Below are 23,541 nucleotides of genomic sequence, written 5' to 3'. Positions count from 1 at the left end.
CTCGCTAACTATAACTTACATCATCAGTCTAACAGAGGAATTAGACGCTTGTCTATGAAAAAAGATAGAGGTTGCAGATACTATCTATAACCAAAAAGTTATGGGAGGAGGAGGAGGAGAGGGAGAGAAGGGAGAGGGCAGGGGGCCAGGTAGGAGGGCAGTGAAAGGCTACCTTCGCTGGACCCGGCTGGTCGCAGAGACCAGAGGGAGCGGGATGCCGTTCCTCGGAGCCGCTTCCCGCTCCCTCTGCTGGTTTATCTCCTACCCATCTTTCCATCCAGCTGTCTGACTGTCTATTGATTGCTTCTAGTTGGTTGCGCCCTTGCCCTTGGGAGCTCCTGGCCTGGCGGAGGGTGCTTATGGGCGACCGCTGCCGTTGCTGGTCCCAGGGTTCCAGGGATCGTACGGCGACTGCTCAAAAGGGGCCGCCTTGGGGCCTGGCGTCGGAGGGAAGCCCGTTGCTGGCGGTGAGTAAGGCCAGCCTGACTGCGGGCCACTGCCTGCGGCTGGCATCGAGGGCAGCGGCTGGCTCCAGTCGCTATTACTCGTGGGGGAGGGTGAGGGCGAGAGCGGCTGGAAGGGAGAGAAGCCCTCGGGGCTCGGGCTGGCGCCTGGCTGGCGGGCCGGGGGGAGAGCATTATAGAGCCCGGCGTGGGTTGGCGTCGGCTGAGCCTGAGCGGTGGCCGTGACTGTACGGAAAGCGCCGCTCAGAGACTGCTGACCCTCCGCGCCGTCCTGGATCGTCAGCGCATCGGTAAAGCCCGTAGTGGAGAGATAGCTCTGGTCCTCATTCAGCTTGAAGGCCTCTACCGAAGCGCGCAAGCGCTCCACCAGGCGAGCCAGACGTCCCATTGCCTGGGCAGCCTCGCGTGTGCTCGCACTGCTGCGTTGGGTTGCCTCCGAGACGCTGTGCATGATCTGCACCACGGAGCTAGAAGACTCCAGCTGCTGGTTTGCCATCTGGTTAATCGTTTCGATTTCGTGGGCCTGTTGCTCGATCACCGCGAAGACTGTTTCCAGAGCGCTACCGGCCTCCTGAGTCAGGCGTGCTCCGGACTCTGTCTCGCGCTCTGTATCCTGCATAGCTACAGCCACCGCCCCGATGTCCTCGCGGACACTGCGGACGACACGTGTTACATTGCTGGCCTGCTCCTTTGCGCGCTCAGCCAGGCGGCGGATATCGGCAGCGACGGCGCCGAAGCCTTTACCGTGCTCACCGGCCATTGCGGCCTGGATAGCGGCGTCGAGGGCCAGACGATTGGTCTGGTGGGCAATGCTGGAAATCGCCTCCACGATATTATTGATCTCGCGCGAGCGATCGCCGAGTACCTGGACCTTCTTAGCGGTCGCCTGCACGTTCTCGTGAATGCGGCCCATCCCGGCGATGGCCATTTCCACTGCCTCGCGGCCCCCTTGGGCATCTTTACGCGCCTCCACAGCGACGTTGTGGAGCAGCTGGGCGCGCTCAGCCACGCGGCGGCTGGCCTCAGCCATCTGCTCTACCTCGACCGCGGCCTCGCTGATCTGGCGGATCTGCATATCATCCTCTTCCACCAGTTGGGTCATGCCATCGATCAGCTGGCTTGTCGTCTGCTCCACCTCGCGGGCCACCGTCTTCACGCGGATCACCAGATTCCCCAGCTCCTCGACCATGTAGTTAAAGGAATCCGCGAGCACGCCGAGGGCATCAGCCGTCACCTCGGCCTGCACGCGCAGGTCGCCCTCACCGACGCCGCTGACCTCGCTTACCAGCTTCTCCACCTGAGCTTGCAGGTTATCGCGTTGAGCCTGGGTCTCCTGGATCAAGCGCACAATGTTATCGAGCATGTTGTTCATCGAATTCGCCACGATGTAGATCTCATCGCGGCTATTAATCTTGACGCGGGCCGTTGTATCGCCCTTGCTGATGCGCTTGGTCAGGTTGGCGAGCTGACGCAGGGGGCGGGTGATCGTCAGATTAATGATATAGCCGATGGTGATCACCACCATCGCTGTGGCCAGAATAGCGATGACCGTCCCCAGGGTGATCATCCCGATCTGGTTGGAGCCGATGGTAGTCACCTCATTGCTGATCGTTTGGGTGGTGGTCACAAGCTGCTGCCAGCTTTTGAGGAGCGAGGCGTACCTGGTGTTGGCCTGTTCGAGGAGGCTGTGGGTCTGGCTGTGCGGGAGATTGGCCTTCAGCGCTGTCAGCTCGGCATCCTGGGCCTGCTTATAATCCGACCATTGCTGACTGGCCGTGCGGAAGATCTGGGCCTGGTTGGTGACCAGCGTATTGATATCTCCCGGGAGGCTCCGGCGCACGCTGTCCATGTTAGGAGACGATCCCAACATAAAATTCTGCTGGTAGCTGCTCAACTCGTTGCCGAAGCTATGCTCCAGATCGAGGATCTCAGTCTCGGCGGAAGTGGCCATGCGGGTCATGGCGCTGTTGTTGAGGCCGTAGGGACCCTCGTTAGCATAGAGCGTTGAGTGATACTGGCCCAGCAGCGCATTCATGCGCTCAAGGTCAGACATGGCCTGCATGGAAACCGTCGTCGCCTGGTTGGCTACCTGCATAGCCTGGCCGTGGACGGTCAGGGTGTTTAAAAAGAAAGTTCCCAGCACAATGATCACGATGGCGGGAATGATCGCAGCCAGCGCGAAGGCCAGGAAGAGCCGGAGAAAAATAGGCATGCGCGTAATTGCTCTCATGACAGCTCTCGCCCCCTCTAAGAAGGTACGCAATGATCTCTATAGCTTAGAAGAATGGGCCTTGCCGTTGCCAGCCTGTTGTTGATGTATGGGCAAACGTCAATGAGACCTGGAACAACCTGACAAAAGACTCCCAAGGTAGTGTACTCCACCCTGGGCAATTTTGAAACTCTCTTGTAAGAGATTACCCTCTTTTTCCTAGATGCGTGGCGCGGACAGCCTGGGGATAGAAAACAATGAAGCTCTGCCGCCGGAGAGGCGGCAGAGGTGGGCGAACCACTGTCTGCGCTACACTCTATTAACGATAGCCGAAAAGGCTGCTTCCAGCAAGCACCCTCCCCCTCATAGGGTGCTTGCTGCTGGCTGTCGCGTCTCTTTCCTGCTGGCGAGGTCCCTTCACCTGGGTCCAGCCGTTCCGTTTTTGTCGCTGAATAGCAGCAGCCTGCTAGCCAGCTCTTCCAGCGGCGAGGTATCCCTGCTGGTCGCTGGACCCGCTCGGGCTGGAGTGAGGGGGGCAGGGGGGGATCTGCGACCTTCCCAAAAAAGTCGCTGGTAGAGGAGCCGGTGGCTCCTCTGCCAGCGATCAGCAGCGGCGGCGGGCCTGGTTGCGTGCGGGGCCTGCTTTGCCTATGGTTCATGGCATGGGGGCTGTGGCCTCTTCATTTGATGCCGGCAAAGACGCTGCTCTCGTCGGGTAGCAGGCCGAAGTTATTGGCTCCCAGCGGCCAGTAGACCAGGGTGGCCTTGCCGACGATATCCTGTTTGGGCACGGTTCCCCATTGACGCGAGTCAGAGCTGTCGCCGCGATTGTCGCCCATCACGAAGTACTGGTCAGGGCCGATCACCAGATTGCGGATTGGTGGATAGACTGCCAGACTGGCTGGATCGTCGGGATTTGTATACGGCTCACGCAAAGTGACTCCATCGACAATGACGGTCTGGCCGATGACCGTGATCGTGTCGCCAGGAATGGCAATAATGCGCTTCACATAGTCTACACTCGGGTCGCGTGGGTAGTGAAAGACAATAATATCACCGCGCTGAGGCGGATGAAAAAGGTAGGCGAGTCGATCGACAAGGATATATTCCTGGTTGTGCAGCGTCGGCTCCATGCTTGGTCCATCGATATAGTAGTGCTGGACCGTCAGGCGTACCACGAGGAGCAACAGTAGCGTCAATGCCACCGTTTCCAGGATGTCGCGCAGAAGCCGGCGGCCCCTCTCCTCTTTCTCTGGTTTCGCGCTCAAAACCCTTGCCTTGCCTCCTGTTCTATCTTAAGGTCGAGTCGAGTCGAGTCGAGTCGATGCTGGCTGGGCGATCTTACGGGAAGAAGAGTCGCCAAAGGAGGCCCTTCTTCCCTGGTCCGCTCACTAAAAAGAAAGCTTGCCTGTGGGCGTTGGAAAGGCAGCAGCCAGGCTTAGTCGGCGGCTGGTTCCGGCAACTTGAAGGGGGGGGGTGTCTGCCGGCTGCGAGACGCTGCTGCTTCTTTCAAACGCGCCACACTTGCGGCGGGCACGGGGTGACCTCCCAAGGGCGTTGGATGGATGCCAGGACCATGATAGTCGCTGCCCCCTGTGGGGATGAGATCGAACTGGTGCGCCAGGGAGAGCAGCAGCTCCTCCTGCTCGGGGGTATAGGGACCATAGTAGACCTCCAGGCCCACCAATCCTAGCGCGCGTAGCTCAGGGAGCCACTGCCGCAGGATCTCGGGACCTGGTAATTCCAAGGGGTGGGCGATTACCGGCAGGCCCCTCGCGCTGACAATGAGGCGCACCGCGTCCTGGGGCGACAGCTTGTAGCGCGGTACATAGGCCGGGCAGCCTTTGCTGAGGTAGCGTGCAAAGGCTTCCTCAATGCTCTGGGCGTAACCGGCCTCGACCAGGGCCTGGGCCACATGAGGCCGTCCGACTGCTCCCTTGGCCAGCTCGCGCACCCGCTCCCATCTGATGGCAATCCCCTGTTCGTGGAGCAGCTCGACCATCCGTTGACCACGGCGCTGGCGGGCGTCGCGCAGGGTGCGCAGAGCCTGCTGAAAGGCCTCCTGCTGGTAGTGCAGAAAATAGCCAAGCATATGCACCTCGCCAGCGGGGGTTTCGGTGTTTATCTCAATGCCTGGGATGAAATCGATGCCTAGCTCGGCGGCGGCCTCCGCGGCCTCTGTGACCCCTTCTGTGCTGTCGTGATCGGTGAGGGCCAGCACACGCACCCCTGCCGCGCGGGCCTGCTGGACCAGGTCCCGCGGGGCATAGAGACCGTCCGAGGCAGTCGAGTGCGTGTGCAAATCAATGGCATAATCGGTCATATCTCCTCCAACCTGATTGACCCGGCGTGATCGCTGTTGAGGGCAGCGAGCGGCCCGAACCGTGCTCGCGCTCACTGCTGGCCACATCAGGCGCGTTTCTTGCTCCTCTCCTGGTTTCAAGGCAGGCCAGGCGGCTTACCTGGCATAGTCAACGGCGCGCGTCTCGCGCACCACACAGACCTTAATCTGGCCGGGATAGTCAAGGCTCTCCTCGATCTTGTGAGCGATTTCGCTGGCCAGACGATTGGCACCGTATTCATCAATCTCTTCTGGCTTGACGATAATGCGCACCTCGCGCCCAGCCTGAATAGCAAAGGACTTCTCGACCCCGGGAAAAGAGTTGGCAATGCTCTCCAGGGCCTCGAGGCGCTTGAGATAGAGATCGATGGTCTCACGCCGCGCGCCAGGCCGGGCCGCCGAGATGGCGTCGGCTGCCTGAACGATGGCGGCCTCCAGGCTCTGTGGCTCCATCTCGCTGGCGTGATGGGCCACCATCGCATGAATGATCTTGGGCGACTTGCCGAAGCGGCGGGCAATCTCCCCGCCAACGACAGCATGCGGCCCCTCGACCTCTTGATCGATGGCCTTACCAATGTCGTGCAGCAGGGCAGCGGTCTTGCAGACGTTGACATCAGCCCCCAGCTCGTGGGCAATGGTGCCCGCGAGGATGGCCACCTCGACCGAATGAGCCAGCACGTTCTGACCGTAGCTGGTGCGGAAGTGGAGCCGGCCCAGGATCTTGAGCAGCTCGGGCTGCAGGCCGTGAACATTGGCCTCCATTGCCGCCCGCTCGCCGGCCTCGCGGATGATGGTATCGACCTCCTGCTGAGCCTTGGCTACGACATCTTCAATGCGCGTGGGATGGATGCGCCCGTCGAGGATCAGGCGGTTAAGGGCCAGGCGCGCCACTTCGCGACGAACAGGATCAAAGCCCGAAAGAATGACCGCTTCCGGTGTGTCGTCAATAATCAGATCAACGCCGGTCGCGGCCTCCAAGGCACGAATATTGCGGCCCTCCCGCCCAATGATGCGCCCCTTCATCTCTTCATTGGGCAGGGGAACAACCGAGACAACAGCCTCCGAGACCTGGTCGGAGGCGCAGCGCTGAATGGCCAGGGTGATGATCTCGCGCGCCCGCGCCTCGGCCTGCTCGCGCGCCTCCTCTTCGATGATACGCGCCCGCCGCGAGGCCTCGGCCCGAACCAGGGCCTCCATGCGACTCAAGAGAAGCTCACGCGCTTCCTCCTCGCTCAAGTGAGAGATGCGCTCGAGCTCGACCTCCTGCTGGCGTTTCAGCTCGTCGACTTCTTGACGCAGCTCCTCGACAGCTCGCTCGCGCGCCTGCAGCCGCCGCTCGCGTTGCTCCAGCGCCTCGATCTTCCGCTCCAGGCTCTCTTCCTTCTGCTGCAGTCGTCGCTCCTGGCGCTGCAGCTCGGCCCGCCGCTCGGCGTTTTCTCTCTCAATGGTGGCGCGGAAGCGGGCTGTCTCTTCACGCGCCTCACGCAGGGCCTCTCGCTGTTGCTGCTGCATTTCGAGGAGAAGGCGCTCGCTGGCCTCTTTCTCCAGCCGGAGACGCTCCTCAAACTTACTTTTATTTCGTGCCTCCCCTAAACGGTATCCGATGACGAGTGCGATCCCGGCTCCAAGGAGCGCCGCCAGGATAATGCCCGCTGCGAGGATGGCGATGATGGTCGGCGTCACGTTAGCCTACCTCCAGAGTGATAAAGGGCAAACAGGCCCGCCTGCCGGGCTTGTGGTGACCGAGTGCTATGTTCCATCGTATCGAGAGACGGTATATGCTAAGTATACTATATAGAAGGCGTATAGTACGCCAAGCATACTATATAAGAGCGTTGAGAGGCTGTCAAGAACGCTCAATTGAGAAGATCGATTGTTTCTCTAGCAGGTTCGCAGCCTTTTCTAGTTTCGTGCAATCAATCTCTACGGGAGTCGCATCATGACACAGCAACCAGCGGAGTCCACTGCTCCCCTGCGCTCCACGCCGGTCGTCACCAGTTTCCTGCTGCGCTTCGACCAGCCGGGGGGACCCCGGCTTCTGATCGTCCAGCGCAGTCAGCGGGTTGGCAGCTATCAAGGGCGCTGGGCTGGCATCAGCGGCTTTATCGAGCCGGGGGTCAGTCCCGAAGAGCAGGCCTACACGGAGATCCGCGAAGAGACCGGTCTGGGACCGCAGCAGGTGCGCCTGCTCAAGCGTGGAGCGACTGTTGAGCATCGCGATCAGGAGCTGGGCCGCCACTGGCTTATTCATCCCTTCCTCTTCGAGGTCCTGGCTCCTGAAGCCATTCGGACCGATTGGGAGGCGGTGACCATGCGCTGGATTCCCCCGGAGGAGCTGGAGCACTATGAGACGGTGCCCCTGCTCAAAGAAGCCTACGAATCGGCGCAGAGAGGTGAGGGCCAGCCCTGAGCAGGGCCAGGGACTGGCCCGCCGTTGTGACTCTCGATCTCGATCGAGGCCCGGAGTGTTCAGGTGGGTTGGAGCAGTCGAAGGTGGGCGATGGGGATCTGCGGCAGGAGATCTGAGGCCAGCAGGCCGGCGTCACCATAATGCTGGCTGACCAGCTTGGAGGCAGCCACATGCAAGTAGACGGCCAGGCTAGCGGCGTCAAAGGGGGTGAGGCGTTGCGCCAGGTAACCGGCAATCATGCCAGCCAGGACATCGCCAGTTCCAGCGCTGGCGAGGGCCGGGTTGCTTTCCCAGTTGATGCGCAACCGTCCTGCTGGCTCACTGACCAGTGTACAGGCCCCTTTGAGGACAAGAGTCACGTTCCAGGTCTGGGCGCAATCGCGCGCTCGTTGCAGGCGGTCGATGCCGCCGCCTGAGACCCTGGCCCCGCCCAGCAGGCGGCTCATCTCGCCCGGATGGGGGGTGATGACCGTGCCCGCCGGCAGCCGTTGCCACCAGCTCTCCACGTCGGCCAGGTTGTTGAGGCCGTCGGCGTCGATGACCAGCGCTGGGCGCTGGCTCTCGGGCAGGCTGTGCAGACCATCGAGCAGCGCCAGAAGAGCACTGCGGATGGCCGGCGTACGACCAAGACCTGGCCCGATCAACAGGACCCGGTAGCCGCTCAGGTGCTCTAAGAGCACACGGGCTTGTGCCTGTCCCAGTTGCTCGCTCGGCTCTCCTGCGGGCAGCAAGACGTAGGTGGCCTCGTGCAGCGAGGAGGCGTAGACGGGCAGCAGGTCAGGAGTGACGGCTAAGGTCACCAAGCCCGCCCCGACCCGCAGGGCGGCGCTGCCGGCCAGGTAGGCTGAACCGGGGTAGGGGGGCGAGCCGCAGAAAAGCATGACGCGCCCAAAGGTTCCCTTGTTGCTTTCTAACGGTCGCGGCGGCAGCAGCCCGCGTGCCAGGGCAGCGTCCAGCATCTCATCACTGAGATCGCGCTCCAGGACCTCGGGCAGGCCAATACTGCCGACGAACAGCTCGCCGAGATAGGCGCGAGCGGGAAAGAAGAAAAAACCCTGTTTGGGACAGGCCAGGGTAATGGTGAGGTCGGCGCGGATGGTGCCGGGATCAACCTCGCCGGTGTCGGCGTTGACGCCGGTCGGCAGGTCAATCGCCACGACGAGCAGCTCGCCTGGACGGCGGGCTCGCTCCTGCTCAACACGGGCCAGCAGAGCGCGCATGTCGTCGGGCAGGGGACGCGAGCGCCCGGTACCCAGCAAGGCGTCAATGACATAGCCGGCGCGCTCCAGCACAGCCTTTAGCTCTTCCTCCACCTGCTCTGCTGGCACTTCACGGCCCTCGCGCCTCAGCCGGCGCTCCTTCCAGCGGTAGAGGTTGATGTGTGCCCCCTCGGCCTCCAGGTGGCGAGCCATGACCTGGCCATCGCCGCCGTTGTTCCCTGGACCGATGAGGAAAAGCAGCTCGCACTCGCTCAGCGAACGCTGCTGGCGCTGGCGAATATAGCGGGCCAGCAGCTCAGCGGCGCTGCGACCGGCATTCTCCATCAAGATAGTAGTGTTTAGGCCGTATTCTCGATCCGCCCGCATCTCCAGTTCGCGCATGCGGGCAACGTCAACGATATGCATGGTTCTCCTCTCCCTGCTTTCTGTTCTTTATTCTACATGGCGGCGCTGGCCCTGTCACGCAGAGGCGAAGTCTGCCTGTGAGAGGTGACGCCGGCGTCAGAGAGAGAGACAGCGAAGAGAATCACTCAAAGAGGCGCGACAATGGCCTCAGAACCTGCTATACTCCACTCCATGAAACTGGCACTCAAGATCAGGCCGCAGCGCAGCAATCAGTACAGCAACATGGTCGAGACCCTCGCTGAGCCGGAGCTGCGTGCCAGTCCCCTTGGCCCGGCGATCAGCGAACTGGGGCGCGTCGCGCTGGGTGGGCAGAGCTATCTGCTGGTGAGCATAGAAGATGGGCGGCTCGACCGCCAGGAATGTTTACGCCTTCTTGCTCAGCTGGGGACGATCAGCGAGGTTTACGAGTATTTTGCCGAGGTCGGTGGCGTCGAGGGTCCCTTTCTGCGTCCACTGGCCTTGCCCTGGCAGCCGTTCATCTCGCCGGAGATCGCGGAGGTGCGGCGTTACAAAGGCAAGACCAATGAGATCTTCACGCGCGTTCTCCTGAACGCGGCCCTCTTTGCTGGTGCCTATGCTACCAGCCGCGAGCGGCTGCGCATCCTTGATCCTCTGGCTGGCGGAGGCACGACCCTCTTTGTCGCCCTGGCCGCCGGCTACGATGCCTTCGGCATCGAGCAGAAGCGCCAGGATGTTGAGACGACGGCGGTCTTTCTGCGTCAATACCTCGGCGGAGAAGGAATCACCTTCAAAGAGATTTGCGAGCATCGTCGCAGCGGCAAGCGCTACCAGTTTGAGGTCAGGCCAGGGGGCAAGAGCGGCGAGACGCGCCTCGTGGTATTGGTTCATGGTGATAGCAGCGAGGCCCCGCTGCACCTGAGCAATCTTTCCGGGGGGCCGCGCGTCCATGCCATCGTGGGTGATCTCCCCTACGGCATCCAGCATCTAGGTGAGATCGGCAACCTCTTGCGCCAGGCTCTCCCAGCCTGGGTCGAGCTGCTGCTGCCAGGGGGTACCCTGGCCCTGGCCTGGAACGCCACCCGCCTCCCACGCGAAGATATCTGTACCCTCGTCGAGCGCTACAGCGGGCTGCAGGCGCGCAACGATCCACCGTACACGCAATTTGCGCACACGGTGGATCGTGTCATCAAGAAGCGCGACCTGCTGGTCGCCGTCAAAGCCTGAGTGGTCGCCGCGCGACCAGGGTTGTCTGGGCTCCTTTCCATTTAGCTGAGCAGATTGGCGATGGCGATGGCCGTTTGCTCGTCGAGGTCGCCGCTAATGCGGATACCCAGACCCTGCTCTTTCCAGGACAGAGTGGGGTTATCGCTGCCGGTTGAATAGGTCGCGGTTGTCCCCCGCAAGGTGAGCGTGCTGCCGCTGGGCAACGGCTCACCGGCCAGGGCCTTGCTTTCGAGGATCGAAAAGCTCTGGTCTCCTTTCAGGTAGTGGAGCACAAAGATCTGTCCACTGGCGGTCGTGAGGACATCGACGCCCTCAAGCTGATAATCGCTCTGCGAGGAGGGGATGCTCAGTAGATGGTAGCCGGCCAACTGCTCCGCCTGGCCCAGGGTCAGGGTACCGCTGGTAGGTGTAGCGCTGGCTTGCAGCAGCGGGGCTACTTGGACATTGGAGGGCGGAGTAAAGCTAAAGAGGCTGTCGGCCAGGGAGCGATTCAGCTCCAGGGTAGATAGCTGCAGGGTCACCTGAGCGAAGCCCTGCAGGTCGAGGACCAGTTTGAGCGGGAGATCGCTGCTGCGATCCAGGTAAACATCGCCGCTGTAGTCGGGGCCAGCTGTGGCCGATTGCTGAGACGTGACGTGAACGACGGTGACGCTGTGACCATCGACCGTCGCCGACTGCGAGGCCAGCGTCGCCTGGCTCTGGCTGAAGATAGGATCAATGAGGTTGAGCGTCAACTGATTGACTGGGTTGGAACTGCTGCCGAAGAGCGCCGAGCTGCCCTGGCTGCTGACGCTCCCGGTGTAGACAAGATGGCGCGCGGGATTATAAATCCAGAGCTTCCCCCCGTTGCTGACCGTCAGCTCGCCAACAGGAAAGTCACTCAGCGTCGAGTGCAGAATCAGACTACGGCTTCTGGCAGGAGCTGCTTTCCAGATCTCGCTTGTCAAAGTTCCCTGATAGGTTTCGCCATCAATGTGAATGGTTACCACGGCGTGCAGTGTTCGTGCTGCCGTCAGTCGCTGCTCGCTCTGCTGTAACAGATGTTGAGCATTCGCGCTGCTGGTGCTGGTAGACGTTGGCTGCTGGGCCTGACCACTGTTGCAGGCAGCCAACAGAAGCAACATCATGAGCAAGAGAGAAACAGAACAGCAGCATCTTCTGATGAGGGTGGACATAAAGGGTCTCTCCGTTGCAGAACAGCATATTGTTACATAAGAATATGTAAGACAAAACTTTTAGGTGAGAGAGAAGCATCGCCAAGATGCCTTCCTATTCTACGCTCTTGAGGTCCCAGGGGCAAGGAGGTAGGAAAGAGAGAGCAGAGAGCTAACGGGCTGGGCACTGGCAGGCAGGCGGAAGGCGAACCTTAGTGGGTAGTGACCTGGAACAGAGCTGTCGCCTCTGGGTGGGCGGCGCGCTGGATAGTCACGCGCAGCTGCCAGAGGCCACTCATGGCGAACTGCAGGCGTGCGCGATAGAGGCCATCGCTGCTCAGGCGGGCGGCGACCGCGGGCAGGCCCATATTCATCTCCGGCATCGTGCTTTCTACCTGGACATGGGCATCGTTAACGAGCGAGCCGCTGGCAGCTTCGGCGATGCGTAGAAGGATAGTGGTCGGCTGGGTACTGAGCGGTGGGTCGGGGCTCAGCTGGAGGGTAACCTCATAAAGGCCGGCGTGTGCCTGCTGCGGCCCTGACTCCGCCGGGGCTGGTGGTGGAATGCTGGCCACCAGGCCCCCCAGCCAGGTCAACAGGGCCAGGAAAAGCAGGCCGAGCAGAATAACGAGCAGATTACGTCTCATCCTCTTTGCAGACACTCAAGAAGGTGACGTGCTCACGGGAATCCTCACGTAGATCTTACCATCCTCGATGCGGATGTCAAGCCGCGGCAGAGGGGCCAGATAGCGCAGGCGTCCGGCGGTCGGATCTGCAGCTCCGCTCGCGGTGAAGACGCCGCCGTGGCAGGGACAATGGAACTTGCCATCGCTCTCCTGCCATTCGACCAGGCAGCCCATATGGGTACAGGCCGCGGAGAAAGCAATGATCTCCTCTCCGGTGGATGGGGTCTCAGCAGCATCGCCAGCCGACCAGTTCCCGTCGCCGTACTCATTGCTCGTGCTGGAGCCGCGCTCCTGGCGGATCACATAGCCAGCAATCGTCTCGGTAACGAAGCGCACTGGGTGCTTGCCGAGGGCCGAGACCTCAGCGACGAAGTGCCAGCGAGAAGGCACCTCGGCCCCAATCAGAGCCGGATAGGCAGGGGGCGAGGGCGTGCCTCTCCCCACACTTGTGCTGGTGGGACTCGGAGCGGTCTGGCCTGTCGCCCCATGAGAGCCGCCGCTGCTCTCTTGAAGGGCGCGGTCAAGCCCAGCGCCAGCGACGAGTGAGGCCGCGGCCACCGCGCTGCCGGCCAAGAGACGACGGCGTGAGAGCCGTGAGCGTCTCTCGCCAGGTGGGGAAGGGGAAGGAGCGGCGGCGGGCAAAGTCGCTGGCTCTGCGGCCTCCTCTGGCTCGCGCGGCCCATCCTCGGAGGCAGCCAGCTCATGCTCCAGGCGCGCACGCAGCTCGGCCACAAACTCCGGGCGAGGTTCCGCAGCTCCGGGAGCTGCCGCACGCAAGAGCGCTGCCAGGCGATAGAGCCGCGCCTGGGTCGGCGTCAACTCCGCGGACAGCGGCGGCCTGCGATCCTCCTGCAACGCTGCAAGATAGCGCTCCAGCTCCAGATAGTCCTCAAAGCGTTCCTGGTCTCCCTCGGGCATAAACCTCGCCTCCCTTCCGGTCCGTTACCTTTCCTGGATGCCTCCAGACTCGTTTCGTTAGCCTGTCACAACGCTCTCTAATTCGGCAGCGCGCTTGAGCGCCCGGAATTGAAGCACCTTCACATTAGCCTCGCTCAACCCCAGGCGGAGGGCAGTCTCCTTAATCGAGAGATTCAAAAGAAAGCGGCAGATCAAGACCTCGCGGTAATGGGCGGGAAGGGCCTGCAGGATACGCTGGACGCGCTCAACTGGCCGCTCATCAGGGCACGAGAGCGACAACTCCTCACTTGGCCCCTGCCAGCCGGCATCGAGCAGCTCCTCCAGAGAATCAAGAGGGAAGCGATAATGACTGCGCCAATAGTCAGCCAGCGTCGTCCTGGCAACCTGGAAGAGCCAGCGCTGCCAGCTCGGGCTGCCGACGCCACGCTCGCTGCTCAGCAGACGCACAGCTTTCATGAAGATCTGCGAGGTCAGGTCCTCGGCCTCTTCGCGATTGCCAACTTTGCTATAGACATAGCGATAGATGAGGTGGAGGTTATCTTCATAGAAGCGTTGAAATGCTTGCACATCCACGGCATCCTGTCCTGTCGCAAGATTTCGCTCCTGTTTGCTCTGGCGTGCAATATTCACATTGGCCCTCCTCGCCCTGCCTGCGCACAGGCCGAGGCCCAAGTAGCTACGTCGATCAGTTACAGTCTATCTCAGATAGCCACCTACCTATTACGTCAGCGGGTTACAGTAGGAGAAGAGAGGAGGGCTGGCCTCCGCTCTGCTAGAGAGAAGCAAGCGAGCAGACAAACAAGCAAACGATCAAGTGAGCAGCGGAAGCGGGGGAGCGCCAGGTTTGCGCGACGATGGCAACTGCAGTATAATAGGCAATGCAACAGGAGCGTCGGCGCACCCACCCAGCGCGGGGCGCCGCGGGGAGCACTGCAGCGCGCAGGAAAGCGCGTCGTAGGGAGAGGCGGCCAGGCGAAGCAAGCAAGAGAGGGCGATCTGATCAGCTTGTGGGGCCACCGAAGCGCCAGGGATGCGCGCCTGATCCTCCCGTGCGCTCTCTCCGGCCTGACTGGAGAGGCTCGACAGGCAGATAGCGAGACGACACGCCCTGGCTGTCTGACTGCTCGCTGAGCGGCTCATCTCGCTCAGCGCTATCAACGGAAGCAAAGCAACAGCACAACATTACGACTACATCAGAGGCGGGAGCGGCGGGCGAGTGCAGTTGAAGAAGAGGTTATCCTGGATGGCCTTCCTATCAGAGATCAGCAAGCAGGTACGACGTTGCTAGACATCCCGAGGCTGGGGGATAGTGAGCGCGGAGTCCGCGTGTGGGGCCGCGCCTGGTACGCCTTGCGAGCGTGATGGGGGGAAGGAGGAAGAGAAAAGGAAGGAGGCGCTGCTCCTGGTTCCCACAGCTTTACCATCTCTCGGCCCGCCCATGCAGCGCTTTCTCCCCCCGCTTCCGCCTGATGAGAATCGAGGAGCGGCATGTATAAAGGACAATCTGGAATGTGGTCCTGGCTGCTGCATCGCGTGACAGGACTGGCGGTTCTTCTCTTCCTGCTGGTGCACATCGTCGATATTGGGTTGCTCTCCTTTGGCCCGGATGTCTACAATGAAGGCATCGCCCTCTTTAGTACGGGCATTGTGCGCGTCATCTCGCTCGGGCTGATTGCCTCCGTGCTCTATCACGCCTTCAATGGGGTGCGCATTATTTTAATCGATTTCTGGCCACGGGGTGCTCGCTACCAGGGGATTATGTTTGCTGTCGTGATGATCCTCACCATTCTCTGTTTCCTGCCGATGGCCTACTTTGTGGTGGCGCCTATCTTCCAGCCCGGAGCCTCTGCCGTGGCGCTACCGATGTGAGAATGGTGGGGTGGGCAAAGAGGTCAGCCAGGAGAGGCGCCAAGAGATCTCTCCTTGAGCCTCTGGCCTGTGCCTCGCTGGCAGCCTGCCTGCCTGCCTGCCCTGCCTGCCTGCCCTGCCCTGCCAGCGAGCTAGCCGAGCTGGCGAGAGATGAACCCTGTGCAATCTGGCTCCCCGACAACTCCCTGGTGAGCGCGGCGGCGACCGAGTGCCTGTGGAAAGGTCAGTGAGCAATCGCTCTCGACACCGTGCTGAGAAAGACCCGCGAGAGGCCTGGTAGCTGACGGAGTGGAGGATGAACGACAAGAGAGGCAGAAAGAAACGAAGGCTTGCTGACCAGCCTGCTCCTGTGGCGCAGTGTCGCGCCTGCCCGCTATGATGACGATCTTGCTCTCGTGAAGAGGAGTGCTGCAGCTATGTTACGTGTTCCCAGTGGCTATGGCCCACGTCCTACGGGCGGTGGCTTTGAGACCTTTTCCTGGTACTTCTTCCGTGTCTCCGGGGTAGCACTTATTTTCCTGGCGATTATCCATCTGATCCTCATGCACGTCACGACCGATGTGGCTTGCACCAGCTATCAGTTCGTAGCTCATCGTTATCAAAATCCTTACTGGCGCCTGTATGACTGGCTACTACTGACTCTAGCGCTGCTGCATGGCATGAACGGCCTGCGTGTGGTGATCGATGACTATGTACGCAATCGTGGCTGGCGCCTGTTCTTGCTCTCGCTGGTAGGGCTGGCGACGCTGGCCTTCTTCCTGCTTGGAACGATTACGATTGTGACCTTCCAGCCTGTTGCCAGTGGCTTGCAGGGTGCTTCCTGTGTGACCCACTAGAGAGGGGAATAGCTATGTACCAGAAATTTGATGTGGTCATCGTCGGCGCTGGCGGCGCCGGGCTGATGGCAGCGATGCAGCTTCCCAACGCCAGCGTGGCCGTCCTCTCGAAGGTCTATCCCACGCGCTCCCATACAGGGGCCGCCCAGGGGGGAGTCGCGGCAGCGCTGGGCAATCTTGAGGAAGACCACTGGAAGTGGCACATGTACGACACCATCAAGGGCGGCGACTATCTGGTCGACCAGCCGGCGGCAGAGATTCTGGCCCGCGATGCCATCGACGCCATCTACGAGCTGGAGCATCGGGGCCTGCCTTTTAACCGCACGCCGGATGGGCGCATTGATCAGCGCCGCTTTGGTGGCCATACACGCAACTACGGCGAGGCGCCGGTGCGCCGCTCCTGTTACGCTGCCGACCGCACGGGGCATATGCTGCTCCAGACCATGTACCAGAATGCCATCAAGAACCAGGTGCGCTTCTTTAATGAGTTTCTAGCCCTTGATCTGCTGGTCAACGAAGGGCGCGTCTGCGGCGTTGTAGCCCTGGAGATTCGTACGGGCGAGATCCATACCTTCCATGCCAAAGCGGTCCTCTTTGCGACCGGCGGTTATGGCCGTGCCTGGCGCGTGACCAGCAATGCCTTCGCCTGCATGGGCGATGGTATGGCGATCGCCTACCGCCGCGGCATCCCCCTGCAAGATATGGAGATGTATCAGTTCCATCCGACGGGCCTCTATAAGGTGGGGGTGCTGCTGAGCGAGGGCGCTCGTGGCGAGGGGGCGCGCCTGCTCAATGGCAAGGGCGAGTACTTCATGGAGCGCTACATGCCCACCCTCAAGGACCTGGCGCCGCGCGATATCGTCTCTCGCTGCATCATTAAGGAGATCAAGGAAGGGCGCGGCGTCAACGGCGAGGATTATGTCTATCTCGACCTGCGCCACCTGGGCGAGAAGGTGATTACGGAGAAGCTGCCCGATATCACCGAGTTCGCCCGCAATTACCTGGGCGTTGAGCCGATCCGCGAGCCGGTGCCGATCCAGCCGACGGCCCACTATGCAATGGGTGGCATCCCTACCGATAACGATGGGCGCGTGGTCATCGATGCGCAGTGGACGCCGCTGCCGGGCTTCTACGCTGCTGGCGAGGTGGCCTGCGTCTCTGTACACGGAGCCAATCGCCTGGGCACGAATTCGCTGGTCGATCTGATCGTCTTCGGGCGCCGCGCCGGTAAGCACATGGCCAGATTTATTGCCGAGAGCGATCACGTTCCTCTGCCGCCGCATCACGAGGACTTTGCTCGCGAGATGGTCGACCACCTCCTGACCTCCAAGGGTGGCGAGTCGGCGGCGCGTATCCGCAATGAACTGCAGGGCGAGATGCTGGAGCATGTCTTTGTCGAGCGCCAGGAGAAGGGCCTGCAGCATGCGATGGAGACCGTTGCGGGTCTGCAGGAGGCCTATCAGAAGGTCCAGCTTCAGGATAAGGGCAAGACCTTCAATACGGAGCTGGTCGAGGCCATCGAGCTGGGTTTCCTGCTGGAGTGTGCCGCTGCCACCGTTCATGGGGCCCTCGCTCGTAAGGAGAGCCGCGGTGCTCACTATCGTCTCGATTATCCTGAGCGCGACGACGTCAACTGGCTCAAGCACACCTTGATCTATAAGGGAGAAGGGGCTTGCAACGCCCGTCTTGCCTATAAGGATGTCATCTTGATCGATGACCCGGTCTTTAAGCCCAAGGAACGTAAATACTAGGCGCGTCCCAGCTTCAGGGAGACGCTCTAAGACAGGTGAGGTGCTATGAAAGTTACCCTGCGCATTAAGCGCTTCGATCCCGATAAGGATGCGAAGCCCTACTGGGCCGAGTATACGGTTGCGGCCAGCCCCGTCGACCGCTTGCTGGACGCGCTCAATACCATTAAGTGGACGATCGACGGTACATTGACCTTCCGCCGCTCTTGCGCGCATGGGGTCTGTGGCTCGGATGCCATGCGCATCAACGGGCGCAACCGCCTGGCTTGCAAGGTGCTGATCCGCGATGTCGGTGAGAAGGTGACGGTTGAGCCAATGCTCGGCTTCCCAGTGATCAAGGATCTGGTGGTCGATATGGACCCCTTCTTCCACAAGTACGAGTCGATCAAGCCTTATCTGATCACCCACGATAATGAGCCGGGAACCGAGCGCCTGCAGAGTCCCGAGGAGCGAGCGCGCTACGACGAGGGGACGAAGTGCATTCTCTGCGGGGCCTGTACTGGCTCGTGTCCCTCGATCTGGGGGAACCCCGACTGGGTCGGACCGGCGGCCATTGTCAACGCGCATCGCTTCATCTTCGATAGCCGCGATCAGGGTACGGCGGAGCGTCTGGCGATCCTCGGGCAGCGTAACGGTGTCTGGCGCTGCCGCACGATCTTTAATTGCTCCGATGCCTGCCCGCGCGGCATCCCAGTCACCGATCTGATCGAGCAGGTGAAGCGGGCCATTATCTATGGCGATCGCAATATTGACTGAGGAAGAGCGCTGGCGCCGGGTGTGAGATCGCTTCGTCCAGCACTCTGGCGGACTATGCTGGCCCGAGAGTGGCGAGAGGAGGCCAGCGCCAGGCAGGGGCCCAGCCCGGCAGACTCCGGGGGCCAGCCGCCCTCGGACCATCCGAGCTGGGCTGCTCCCGCGACTCTCGGGCCTGCCACACCACTCGTGCTGCCGGGGTCCTGGCTTGTCGGCGCTAGCACCAGGCTAGCGAGGAGTGCTGACGCTATGCCCTCTGCCATGATTGAAGAAGAAGGTGCCTCCTGGGAGCATCGCTTTATTACGGCCAACGGTATCCGACTCCATTATGTGACCCAGGGACAGGGACCGCTGGTGCTCTTGCTCCACGGTTTTCCCGAGTTCTGGTACTCCTGGCGCCATCAGATTCCTGGGCTGGCCGCAGCCGGTTACTGTGTCGTGGCCCCCGACTTGCGTGGCTACAACGAGAGCGAGAAGCCGCCGCGAGGCTATGACCTGCGCACGCTAGCGCGCGATGTGGCGGCCTTGATCGTGGCGCTGGGCTACGAGCGAGCGATCGTTATGGGTCACGACTGGGGTGGGGTCATCGCCTGGCAAGTAGCGATGCGCTATCCCGAGCTGGTCGAGCGCCTGGTGATTATGAATGCCCCGCATCCGGCGGCGATGCTGCGCGAGCTGCGTTCCCTCAAGCAGCTGCGCATGAGCTGGTATATTTTCGCCTTTCAGCTCCCCTGGCTGCCGGAATACGTACTGAGCCGCAACGGGGCCAACGAGATCGGTAGAATGCTACGCGGGAGCGCCGTGCAGAAGGAGGCGTTTCCGCGCTCCGTCACGGCCCAGTATCAGGCTGCCATGAGTAAGCCCGGTGCTCTTCCCGCAGCCCTGGCCTATTATCGGCAATTTGTACGCGATCTGCCACGGGTCCTCTGGCGGCGGCAGTTGCGGGCCTTGCCCCAGATTCAAGCTCCCACGCTGCTGCTTTGGGGCCTGCAGGATATTGCCCTCAGCGTCGAGCTGACCTACGGCCTGGAGCCGTACGTCAAGCAACTGCGCATTGTCTACCTGCCCGAAAGCGGCCACTGGGTTCAGCAGGAGCAGCCTGAGCAGGTCAATCGCCTGCTGCTCGACTTTCTGCGTGGGCCGGAGACAGAGGGGTAAGGCAGGCCCCTGAGATCAGGCGACGACGATAGTAATCGTGTGGTAGCCGGAGGCGCCAGCAGGCAATGGCGGCGCCGGACGAGGGTCCTGGACGTTTCCTTGCAGATCGATGGCGCGCGCCGTGATGGTGTAGCTACCAGCCTGAGACGGCGCACGCCAGGGCAGTTCCCAGAGAACCCAGGTCAGGGCCGACAGGGGACGCTTGAGGGTCGCGCGCTGCCAGCTCTGCCCAAGGTCAAAGCTCACATCGACCTCGCTGATGCCACGCTCCCCCGAAAAGGCCACACCGGCAATATAGGTCAGGCTGCCGGCTTGCAAGCGACTCCCGTCAAGGGGGGTATCGATGCGCGTCGTCATGCGGATCTGGGCCTCGTCGCTCCAGCCGCGCTGCTGCCAGTAGCCCTGATAGTCGTAGTTGACTACCTCGATGCGTGTGATCCACTTGGCGTGCTTCATGCCGTAAATGCCGGGCACCAGAAGACGCAGCGGATAGCCGTGGCGCTCCGGCAACGTCTGACCGTTCATCCGCACGGCGAGTAGAGTCGTTGGCTCCAGGGCCTTGGTGAGATGGATGCTATCGCTATAGTCATCGGCGCAGTGGAAGACCACCTTCGTCGCTCCTGCCCTGGGGCGTGCTCGCTCCAGGAGCGCGGCCAGCGGCACACCCTCCCAGAGGGCGTTACTCATGTAGGGACCGCCGACCTCGTTGCTGATGCACATCATCGATTCGTACTGGCGGCGCATAGGCAGCGTCAGCAGCTCGGCGTAGGTCAGCGTGTAGGGCTGCTCAACCTGACCGCCGATCGTGAGGCGCCAGCTCTCGCCGTTGACCACAGGGTCAGCCAGCAGATTCTTTGAAACCACATAATATTGATCATTTGGTGTGATTTCTGAAGAAAGATGAGAGACGGGTACGATGGGGCCGTAGTTTGGCTGGGGCGGTGGCACGATGCGGCTCTTGAAGCCGCGCAGCGTGACGGTAGGGGCATGGGCGCCCTGGGTAATAAAGCGGAAAGCGAAGGCGGCCAGCAGGCCCACCCCACCGAGGATCAGGCCGCGGCGCAGCAGGGTCTGACGCTGCTCACGCACCTCGGCCCGGCGCTGCTCCTCGCGAATGCGGCTGGCGGTCAGCCAGTGATAGGCGGGCGGGAAAAGCAAGGCAAAGACCAGGCCGCTTACGGCCAGGCTCCACATGCTATTGAACCAGCCAATGCTCAGTGAGGCCCCAAAGAGGCCGGCCCCGGTCAGCGGCAGCACCACCAGACCAGCAAAAAGCCAGAGCGAGGCGGCCAGCAGGAGGCCGTCCCCCAGTCCTGGCTCCCGGTCAGGCTTGGGCAAGAAGCGCAGGCGAGCCAGCAGATGGAGGCCACCGCTGACGGCGAAAACCAGGCACTGGCCCAGAATGACGCAAACCAATAAATAGCGCTTCGCCTCGTCGCCGAGCAATTGCTGCAGCAATTGGAAGAGTGACAGGGGCATCAGTGCCGTAATGGTCGCCCCGACCTGCTCGGGCAGAGACACGCCGTGGGCAAAAGCATTCAGCAAGAGCATACAGCCCGAGGAGGCGAGTCCCGCCAGCAAGCCGGCGCCGCTGCCGGCAAAGAAAGCCTCCTGAGCAGAGAGCCTTGGAGGCGAAGAGGTCTCAGGCGAAGCCATTGTTGACGAAACAGCCCTTTCTAGCGCGAGCCTGAAGGAAAAGAAGAAAGCCGGGCGGCCTCACCAGATCAAGATCAGCTCCGTGCCATCTTCATTCCATTATTGTAAGTCAGGCTACATCATCAATGCTACACGTGCAAGCAGGGCCTCTTTGACAGGCGTGTAGTGGGCATATCCTGTGAGAAGGGCGGCAGGCTTAAACAATCAGGCGCAGAGGGAAAGCAAGCTCGGGAGAACGGTCACTTGTTGCTTGCCTGCAAATGGAGTATCATCTATGCCGAATAGCGCTCCCCTTGCCTGCCGAGGCCGCATCTGAAGCGTAGCGTGCGTCCCGCTCGCTGGCTGGTTGGAGGCGCTGGAGCGCACACAATCGGCAGTCGCCCCTCTCTTGCGTCCAGGACAGAAGGACGCCACTAGTAAAAGACCATCTGCGAGGAAGCCGAGACTTATGCCAGAAGACCAAGTGATCACAGCTACGACGACAGCAGCGACGACAGACGCTGCGCATCTCCCCCTGGCCGTCGGCGTTGATCTGGGAGGAACGCAGCTACGGGTAGCGGTGCTGCGCGGGGCCACCCTGCTCTCGCGCGTGGGCCTGCTGACCGGCGAAGATGCAACGCCTGAGCGTCTGATCCCGCGCATTTGCGACGCGATTCGTCAGGCGCTCGCTGAGGCGCGGGTTGAGCTCGGGCAAGTGGCTGGTATTGGCCTGGGAGCGCCAGGCCCACTCAACAGCCAGAGCGGCGTCATCTACTCGCCGCCCAATCTCCCGGGCTGGGAAAACGTCCCTATTCGCGATATCCTGCAGAAAGACTTTCCGGTGCCGATCCACATCGAGAACGACGCCCATTGCGCAGCCCTGGGCGAATACATGTTCGGGGCCGGGCGTGGCAGCGAAGACATGGTCTACATGACCGTGAGTACAGGGATCGGCGGCGGCATCATCTGCAAAGGCCGCTTGTTAGAGGGAGCCGGGGGAACCGCCGGCGAACTGGGGCACATGACCATCGACCTCAACGGTCCCCGCTGTAACTGTGGCAATATCGGCTGTTTAGAGGCCATTGCCTCGGGGACGGCCATTGCCCGGCGAGCCAACGAGGCTATTGCTGCGGGCCAGGGAGCCGAGCTGCTCGCCTTTGCACGTTCGCTCGACGAGCAGACGGCTCGCCAGCTCCATTTACCTGCTGGCACGGAGAAGGAGAGCATCGAGCGAGTCAATGCTCGCACCGTCGGCGAGGCGGCGCGCGCCGGCATCGCGCTGGCACGGCAGATCATCGGCGAGGCGGCTCGTGGGTTGGGCGTGGGACTTGTCAACGTGATCCATATCTTCAATCCGCGCAAAATTATTCTGGGGGGCGGCGTCATGCAGCTCGGCGACCTGGTTCTTGGGCCAGCCCTCGATATTGTCGAGCAGCGGGCGATGAAGGCTCCGCGCTCCATCGTGAGCATCGAGCCGGCACAACTTGGCCCCAACGTCGGACTGATCGGGGCTGGTACCCTGATCTACTATCATGCCTGATCCCTCCGCTCGTCTGGGCTGGTCCCAGCCGGAGAGTTGGTGGCAGAGAGGCCAGGCAGGAAAGCGACAACAGTCAGGCTGAAGATGGTGACAAAGAAGAAGGAACGTCTTGATGTCGCATTGGTGCGTCGCGGCCTGGTAGCCAGCCGGGAGCGTGCCCAGGCCCTGATCATGGCTGGGCGCGTCTATGTGGGCGAGCGACGCCTGGAGAAGCCCGGCGCCCAGGTGCCCGACGATGCCGACATCCGCCTCGATCTGGCCGCGCCCGAATTGCGCTACGTCAGTCGTGGCGGGTTAAAGCTCGAAAAAGCCCTCGATGTCTTCGCTCTCGATCCGCGGGGACTGGTCGCTCTGGATGTTGGTGCCTCGACCGGCGGCTTTACCGACTGCCTGCTGCAGCGGGGGGCGGCCCGCGTCTATGCCGTCGACGTTGGCCATGCACAGCTTGCCTGGAAGCTGCGCAGCGACGCGCGTGTCGTCGTCATGGAAGGGGTCAACATCCGCTATCTGGAGACCTTGCCGGAGAGGCCACAATGCGCGACGATCGATGTCTCCTTTATCTCGTTGCGCCTCGTTCTACCGCCGGTAGCGCGCTTGCTGGCCTCTGGCGCCTGGGTAGTGGCGCTAGTGAAGCCGCAGTTTGAGGCCGGGAAAGAGGAGGCTGACCGTGGCGAGGGCATTATCCGCGATCCGCGCGTCCATGAGCGCGTCTTACGCGAGCTGTCTGCCTGGATTCCCGAGTATACGCCGCTACAGCTGCGCGGTCTGGTCGAGTCCCCCATTGCCGGCAGGGAGGGCAACAAAGAATTTCTGATGTACCTTGTCCTTCCATAAGGTGCGCCCAGACAGCGGCGCTCTGTGGGTGTGCTCACTCACTGGCGAGGCAAAGGAAGGCCCGCCGGGAGCCTCTGCTCTTCCAGCGACCTGCGCTTTGCTAGTCGCTGGCGGGGATAGGGAGCAGTGAGGTGGGGAGGGCCTTAGCGGGTAGGCAGCGCAAGGCGAGGAGCAGG

At 61.7% G+C, this 23,541-nt stretch carries 19 protein-coding genes; 9 read left to right on the top strand and 10 right to left on the bottom strand.

The annotated features are described in order from the left end of the window. Positions 1 to 357: 357 nt before the first annotated feature. The 4 genes from N688_RS18300 to rny form a co-directional block, all read right to left on the bottom strand. Positions 358 to 2,694 carry a methyl-accepting chemotaxis protein gene (locus N688_RS18300; RefSeq protein WP_081838988.1) on the bottom strand — a complete coding sequence of 779 codons (2,337 nt, stop codon included), beginning with the start codon at positions 2,692 to 2,694 and terminating at the stop codon, positions 358 to 360. A gap of 659 nt (positions 2,695 to 3,353) precedes the next feature. Then, positions 3,354 to 3,941 (bottom strand): signal peptidase I, encoded by a 588-nt coding sequence (gene lepB / locus N688_RS18295; RefSeq protein ID WP_052890629.1) that lies wholly within the window; start codon positions 3,939 to 3,941, stop codon positions 3,354 to 3,356. Positions 3,942 to 4,111: 170 nt separating this feature from the next. Then, complete coding sequence (locus N688_RS18290; protein ID WP_052890628.1) at positions 4,112 to 4,996, bottom strand: PHP domain-containing protein; 885 nt, start codon at positions 4,994 to 4,996, stop codon at positions 4,112 to 4,114. A gap of 135 nt (positions 4,997 to 5,131) precedes the next feature. Beyond that, a complete protein-coding gene (gene rny, locus N688_RS18285) occupies positions 5,132 to 6,697 on the bottom strand; it encodes a ribonuclease Y (protein WP_238321093.1) in 1,566 nt (521 codons plus the stop codon). A 256-nt stretch (positions 6,698 to 6,953) separates the two neighbouring features. On the opposite strand from rny, the gene N688_RS18280 reads away from it, so the two are divergent. Further along, on the top strand, positions 6,954 to 7,424 hold the full coding sequence (locus N688_RS18280; protein WP_052890627.1) for an NUDIX domain-containing protein: 471 nt from the start codon (positions 6,954 to 6,956) through the stop codon (positions 7,422 to 7,424). Between the two features lie 59 nt (positions 7,425 to 7,483). Here N688_RS18280 and N688_RS18275 read toward each other — a convergent pair whose 3' ends face one another. After that, positions 7,484 to 9,049, bottom strand: coding sequence for a bifunctional ADP-dependent NAD(P)H-hydrate dehydratase/NAD(P)H-hydrate epimerase (locus N688_RS18275; protein WP_052890626.1), 1,566 nt, complete (start codon positions 9,047 to 9,049; stop codon positions 7,484 to 7,486). 141 nt (positions 9,050 to 9,190) lie between these two features. On the opposite strand from N688_RS18275, the gene N688_RS18270 reads away from it, so the two are divergent. Then, on the top strand, positions 9,191 to 10,234 hold the full coding sequence (locus N688_RS18270) for a TRM11 family methyltransferase (protein WP_052890625.1): 1,044 nt from the start codon (positions 9,191 to 9,193) through the stop codon (positions 10,232 to 10,234). A 41-nt stretch (positions 10,235 to 10,275) separates the two neighbouring features. Here the strand turns inward: N688_RS18270 and N688_RS18265 are convergent, their stop codons facing one another. The 4 genes from N688_RS18265 to N688_RS18250 form a co-directional block, all read right to left on the bottom strand. Then, complete coding sequence (locus tag N688_RS18265; RefSeq protein WP_156025506.1) at positions 10,276 to 11,409, bottom strand: LolA family protein; 1,134 nt, start codon at positions 11,407 to 11,409, stop codon at positions 10,276 to 10,278. 191 nt (positions 11,410 to 11,600) lie between these two features. Next, complete coding sequence (locus N688_RS18260) at positions 11,601 to 12,035, bottom strand: FixH family protein (protein WP_052890623.1); 435 nt, start codon at positions 12,033 to 12,035, stop codon at positions 11,601 to 11,603. A 15-nt stretch (positions 12,036 to 12,050) separates the two neighbouring features. Continuing rightward, positions 12,051 to 12,992 carry a QcrA and Rieske domain-containing protein gene (locus tag N688_RS18255; protein WP_052890622.1) on the bottom strand — a complete coding sequence of 314 codons (942 nt, stop codon included), beginning with the start codon at positions 12,990 to 12,992 and terminating at the stop codon, positions 12,051 to 12,053. Positions 12,993 to 13,049: 57 nt separating this feature from the next. Continuing rightward, the gene (locus tag N688_RS18250; RefSeq protein WP_052890621.1) at positions 13,050 to 13,622 is read right to left on the bottom strand and encodes an RNA polymerase sigma factor; all 573 of its coding nucleotides are present in this window, start codon (positions 13,620 to 13,622) and stop codon (positions 13,050 to 13,052) included. Positions 13,623 to 14,480: 858 nt separating this feature from the next. Here N688_RS18250 and sdhC point away from each other — a divergent pair. From sdhC to N688_RS18225, 5 genes are all read left to right on the top strand, one after another. Continuing rightward, positions 14,481 to 14,861, top strand: coding sequence for a succinate dehydrogenase, cytochrome b556 subunit (gene sdhC, locus N688_RS18245; RefSeq protein WP_081838986.1), 381 nt, complete (start codon positions 14,481 to 14,483; stop codon positions 14,859 to 14,861). A 416-nt stretch (positions 14,862 to 15,277) separates the two neighbouring features. After that, positions 15,278 to 15,697, top strand: a complete 420-nt coding sequence (gene sdhD / locus N688_RS18240) for a succinate dehydrogenase, hydrophobic membrane anchor protein (RefSeq protein WP_052891551.1) — start codon at positions 15,278 to 15,280, stop codon at positions 15,695 to 15,697. 14 nt (positions 15,698 to 15,711) lie between these two features. Next, positions 15,712 to 17,448: a succinate dehydrogenase flavoprotein subunit gene (gene sdhA, locus N688_RS18235; protein ID WP_081838985.1), complete on the top strand. Its 1,737-nt coding sequence runs from the start codon at positions 15,712 to 15,714 to the stop codon at positions 17,446 to 17,448. A 45-nt stretch (positions 17,449 to 17,493) separates the two neighbouring features. Next, positions 17,494 to 18,201 carry a succinate dehydrogenase iron-sulfur subunit gene (locus tag N688_RS18230; protein ID WP_052890619.1) on the top strand — a complete coding sequence of 236 codons (708 nt, stop codon included), beginning with the start codon at positions 17,494 to 17,496 and terminating at the stop codon, positions 18,199 to 18,201. A 246-nt stretch (positions 18,202 to 18,447) separates the two neighbouring features. Beyond that, on the top strand, positions 18,448 to 19,356 hold the full coding sequence (locus N688_RS18225; RefSeq protein ID WP_202901965.1) for an alpha/beta fold hydrolase: 909 nt from the start codon (positions 18,448 to 18,450) through the stop codon (positions 19,354 to 19,356). A gap of 15 nt (positions 19,357 to 19,371) precedes the next feature. Here N688_RS18225 and N688_RS18220 read toward each other — a convergent pair whose 3' ends face one another. Then, positions 19,372 to 21,012, bottom strand: coding sequence for a molybdopterin-dependent oxidoreductase (locus N688_RS18220; RefSeq protein WP_052890618.1), 1,641 nt, complete (start codon positions 21,010 to 21,012; stop codon positions 19,372 to 19,374). Between the two features lie 448 nt (positions 21,013 to 21,460). Between N688_RS18220 and N688_RS18215 the strand changes: the two genes are divergently transcribed. Then, complete coding sequence (locus N688_RS18215) at positions 21,461 to 22,531, top strand: ROK family protein (RefSeq protein WP_052890617.1); 1,071 nt, start codon at positions 21,461 to 21,463, stop codon at positions 22,529 to 22,531. An 84-nt stretch (positions 22,532 to 22,615) separates the two neighbouring features. After that, positions 22,616 to 23,365 carry a TlyA family RNA methyltransferase gene (locus N688_RS18210; RefSeq protein ID WP_052890616.1) on the top strand — a complete coding sequence of 250 codons (750 nt, stop codon included), beginning with the start codon at positions 22,616 to 22,618 and terminating at the stop codon, positions 23,363 to 23,365. Positions 23,366 to 23,541 lie beyond the last annotated feature (176 nt).

The organism is Thermogemmatispora carboxidivorans (assembly GCF_000702505.1).
Taxonomy (GTDB): Bacteria; Chloroflexota; Ktedonobacteria; order Ktedonobacterales; family Ktedonobacteraceae; genus Thermogemmatispora; species Thermogemmatispora carboxidivorans.
Note: the sequence above shows the minus strand (reverse complement) of the source record. Positions and strands in the feature narration are given on the sequence as shown.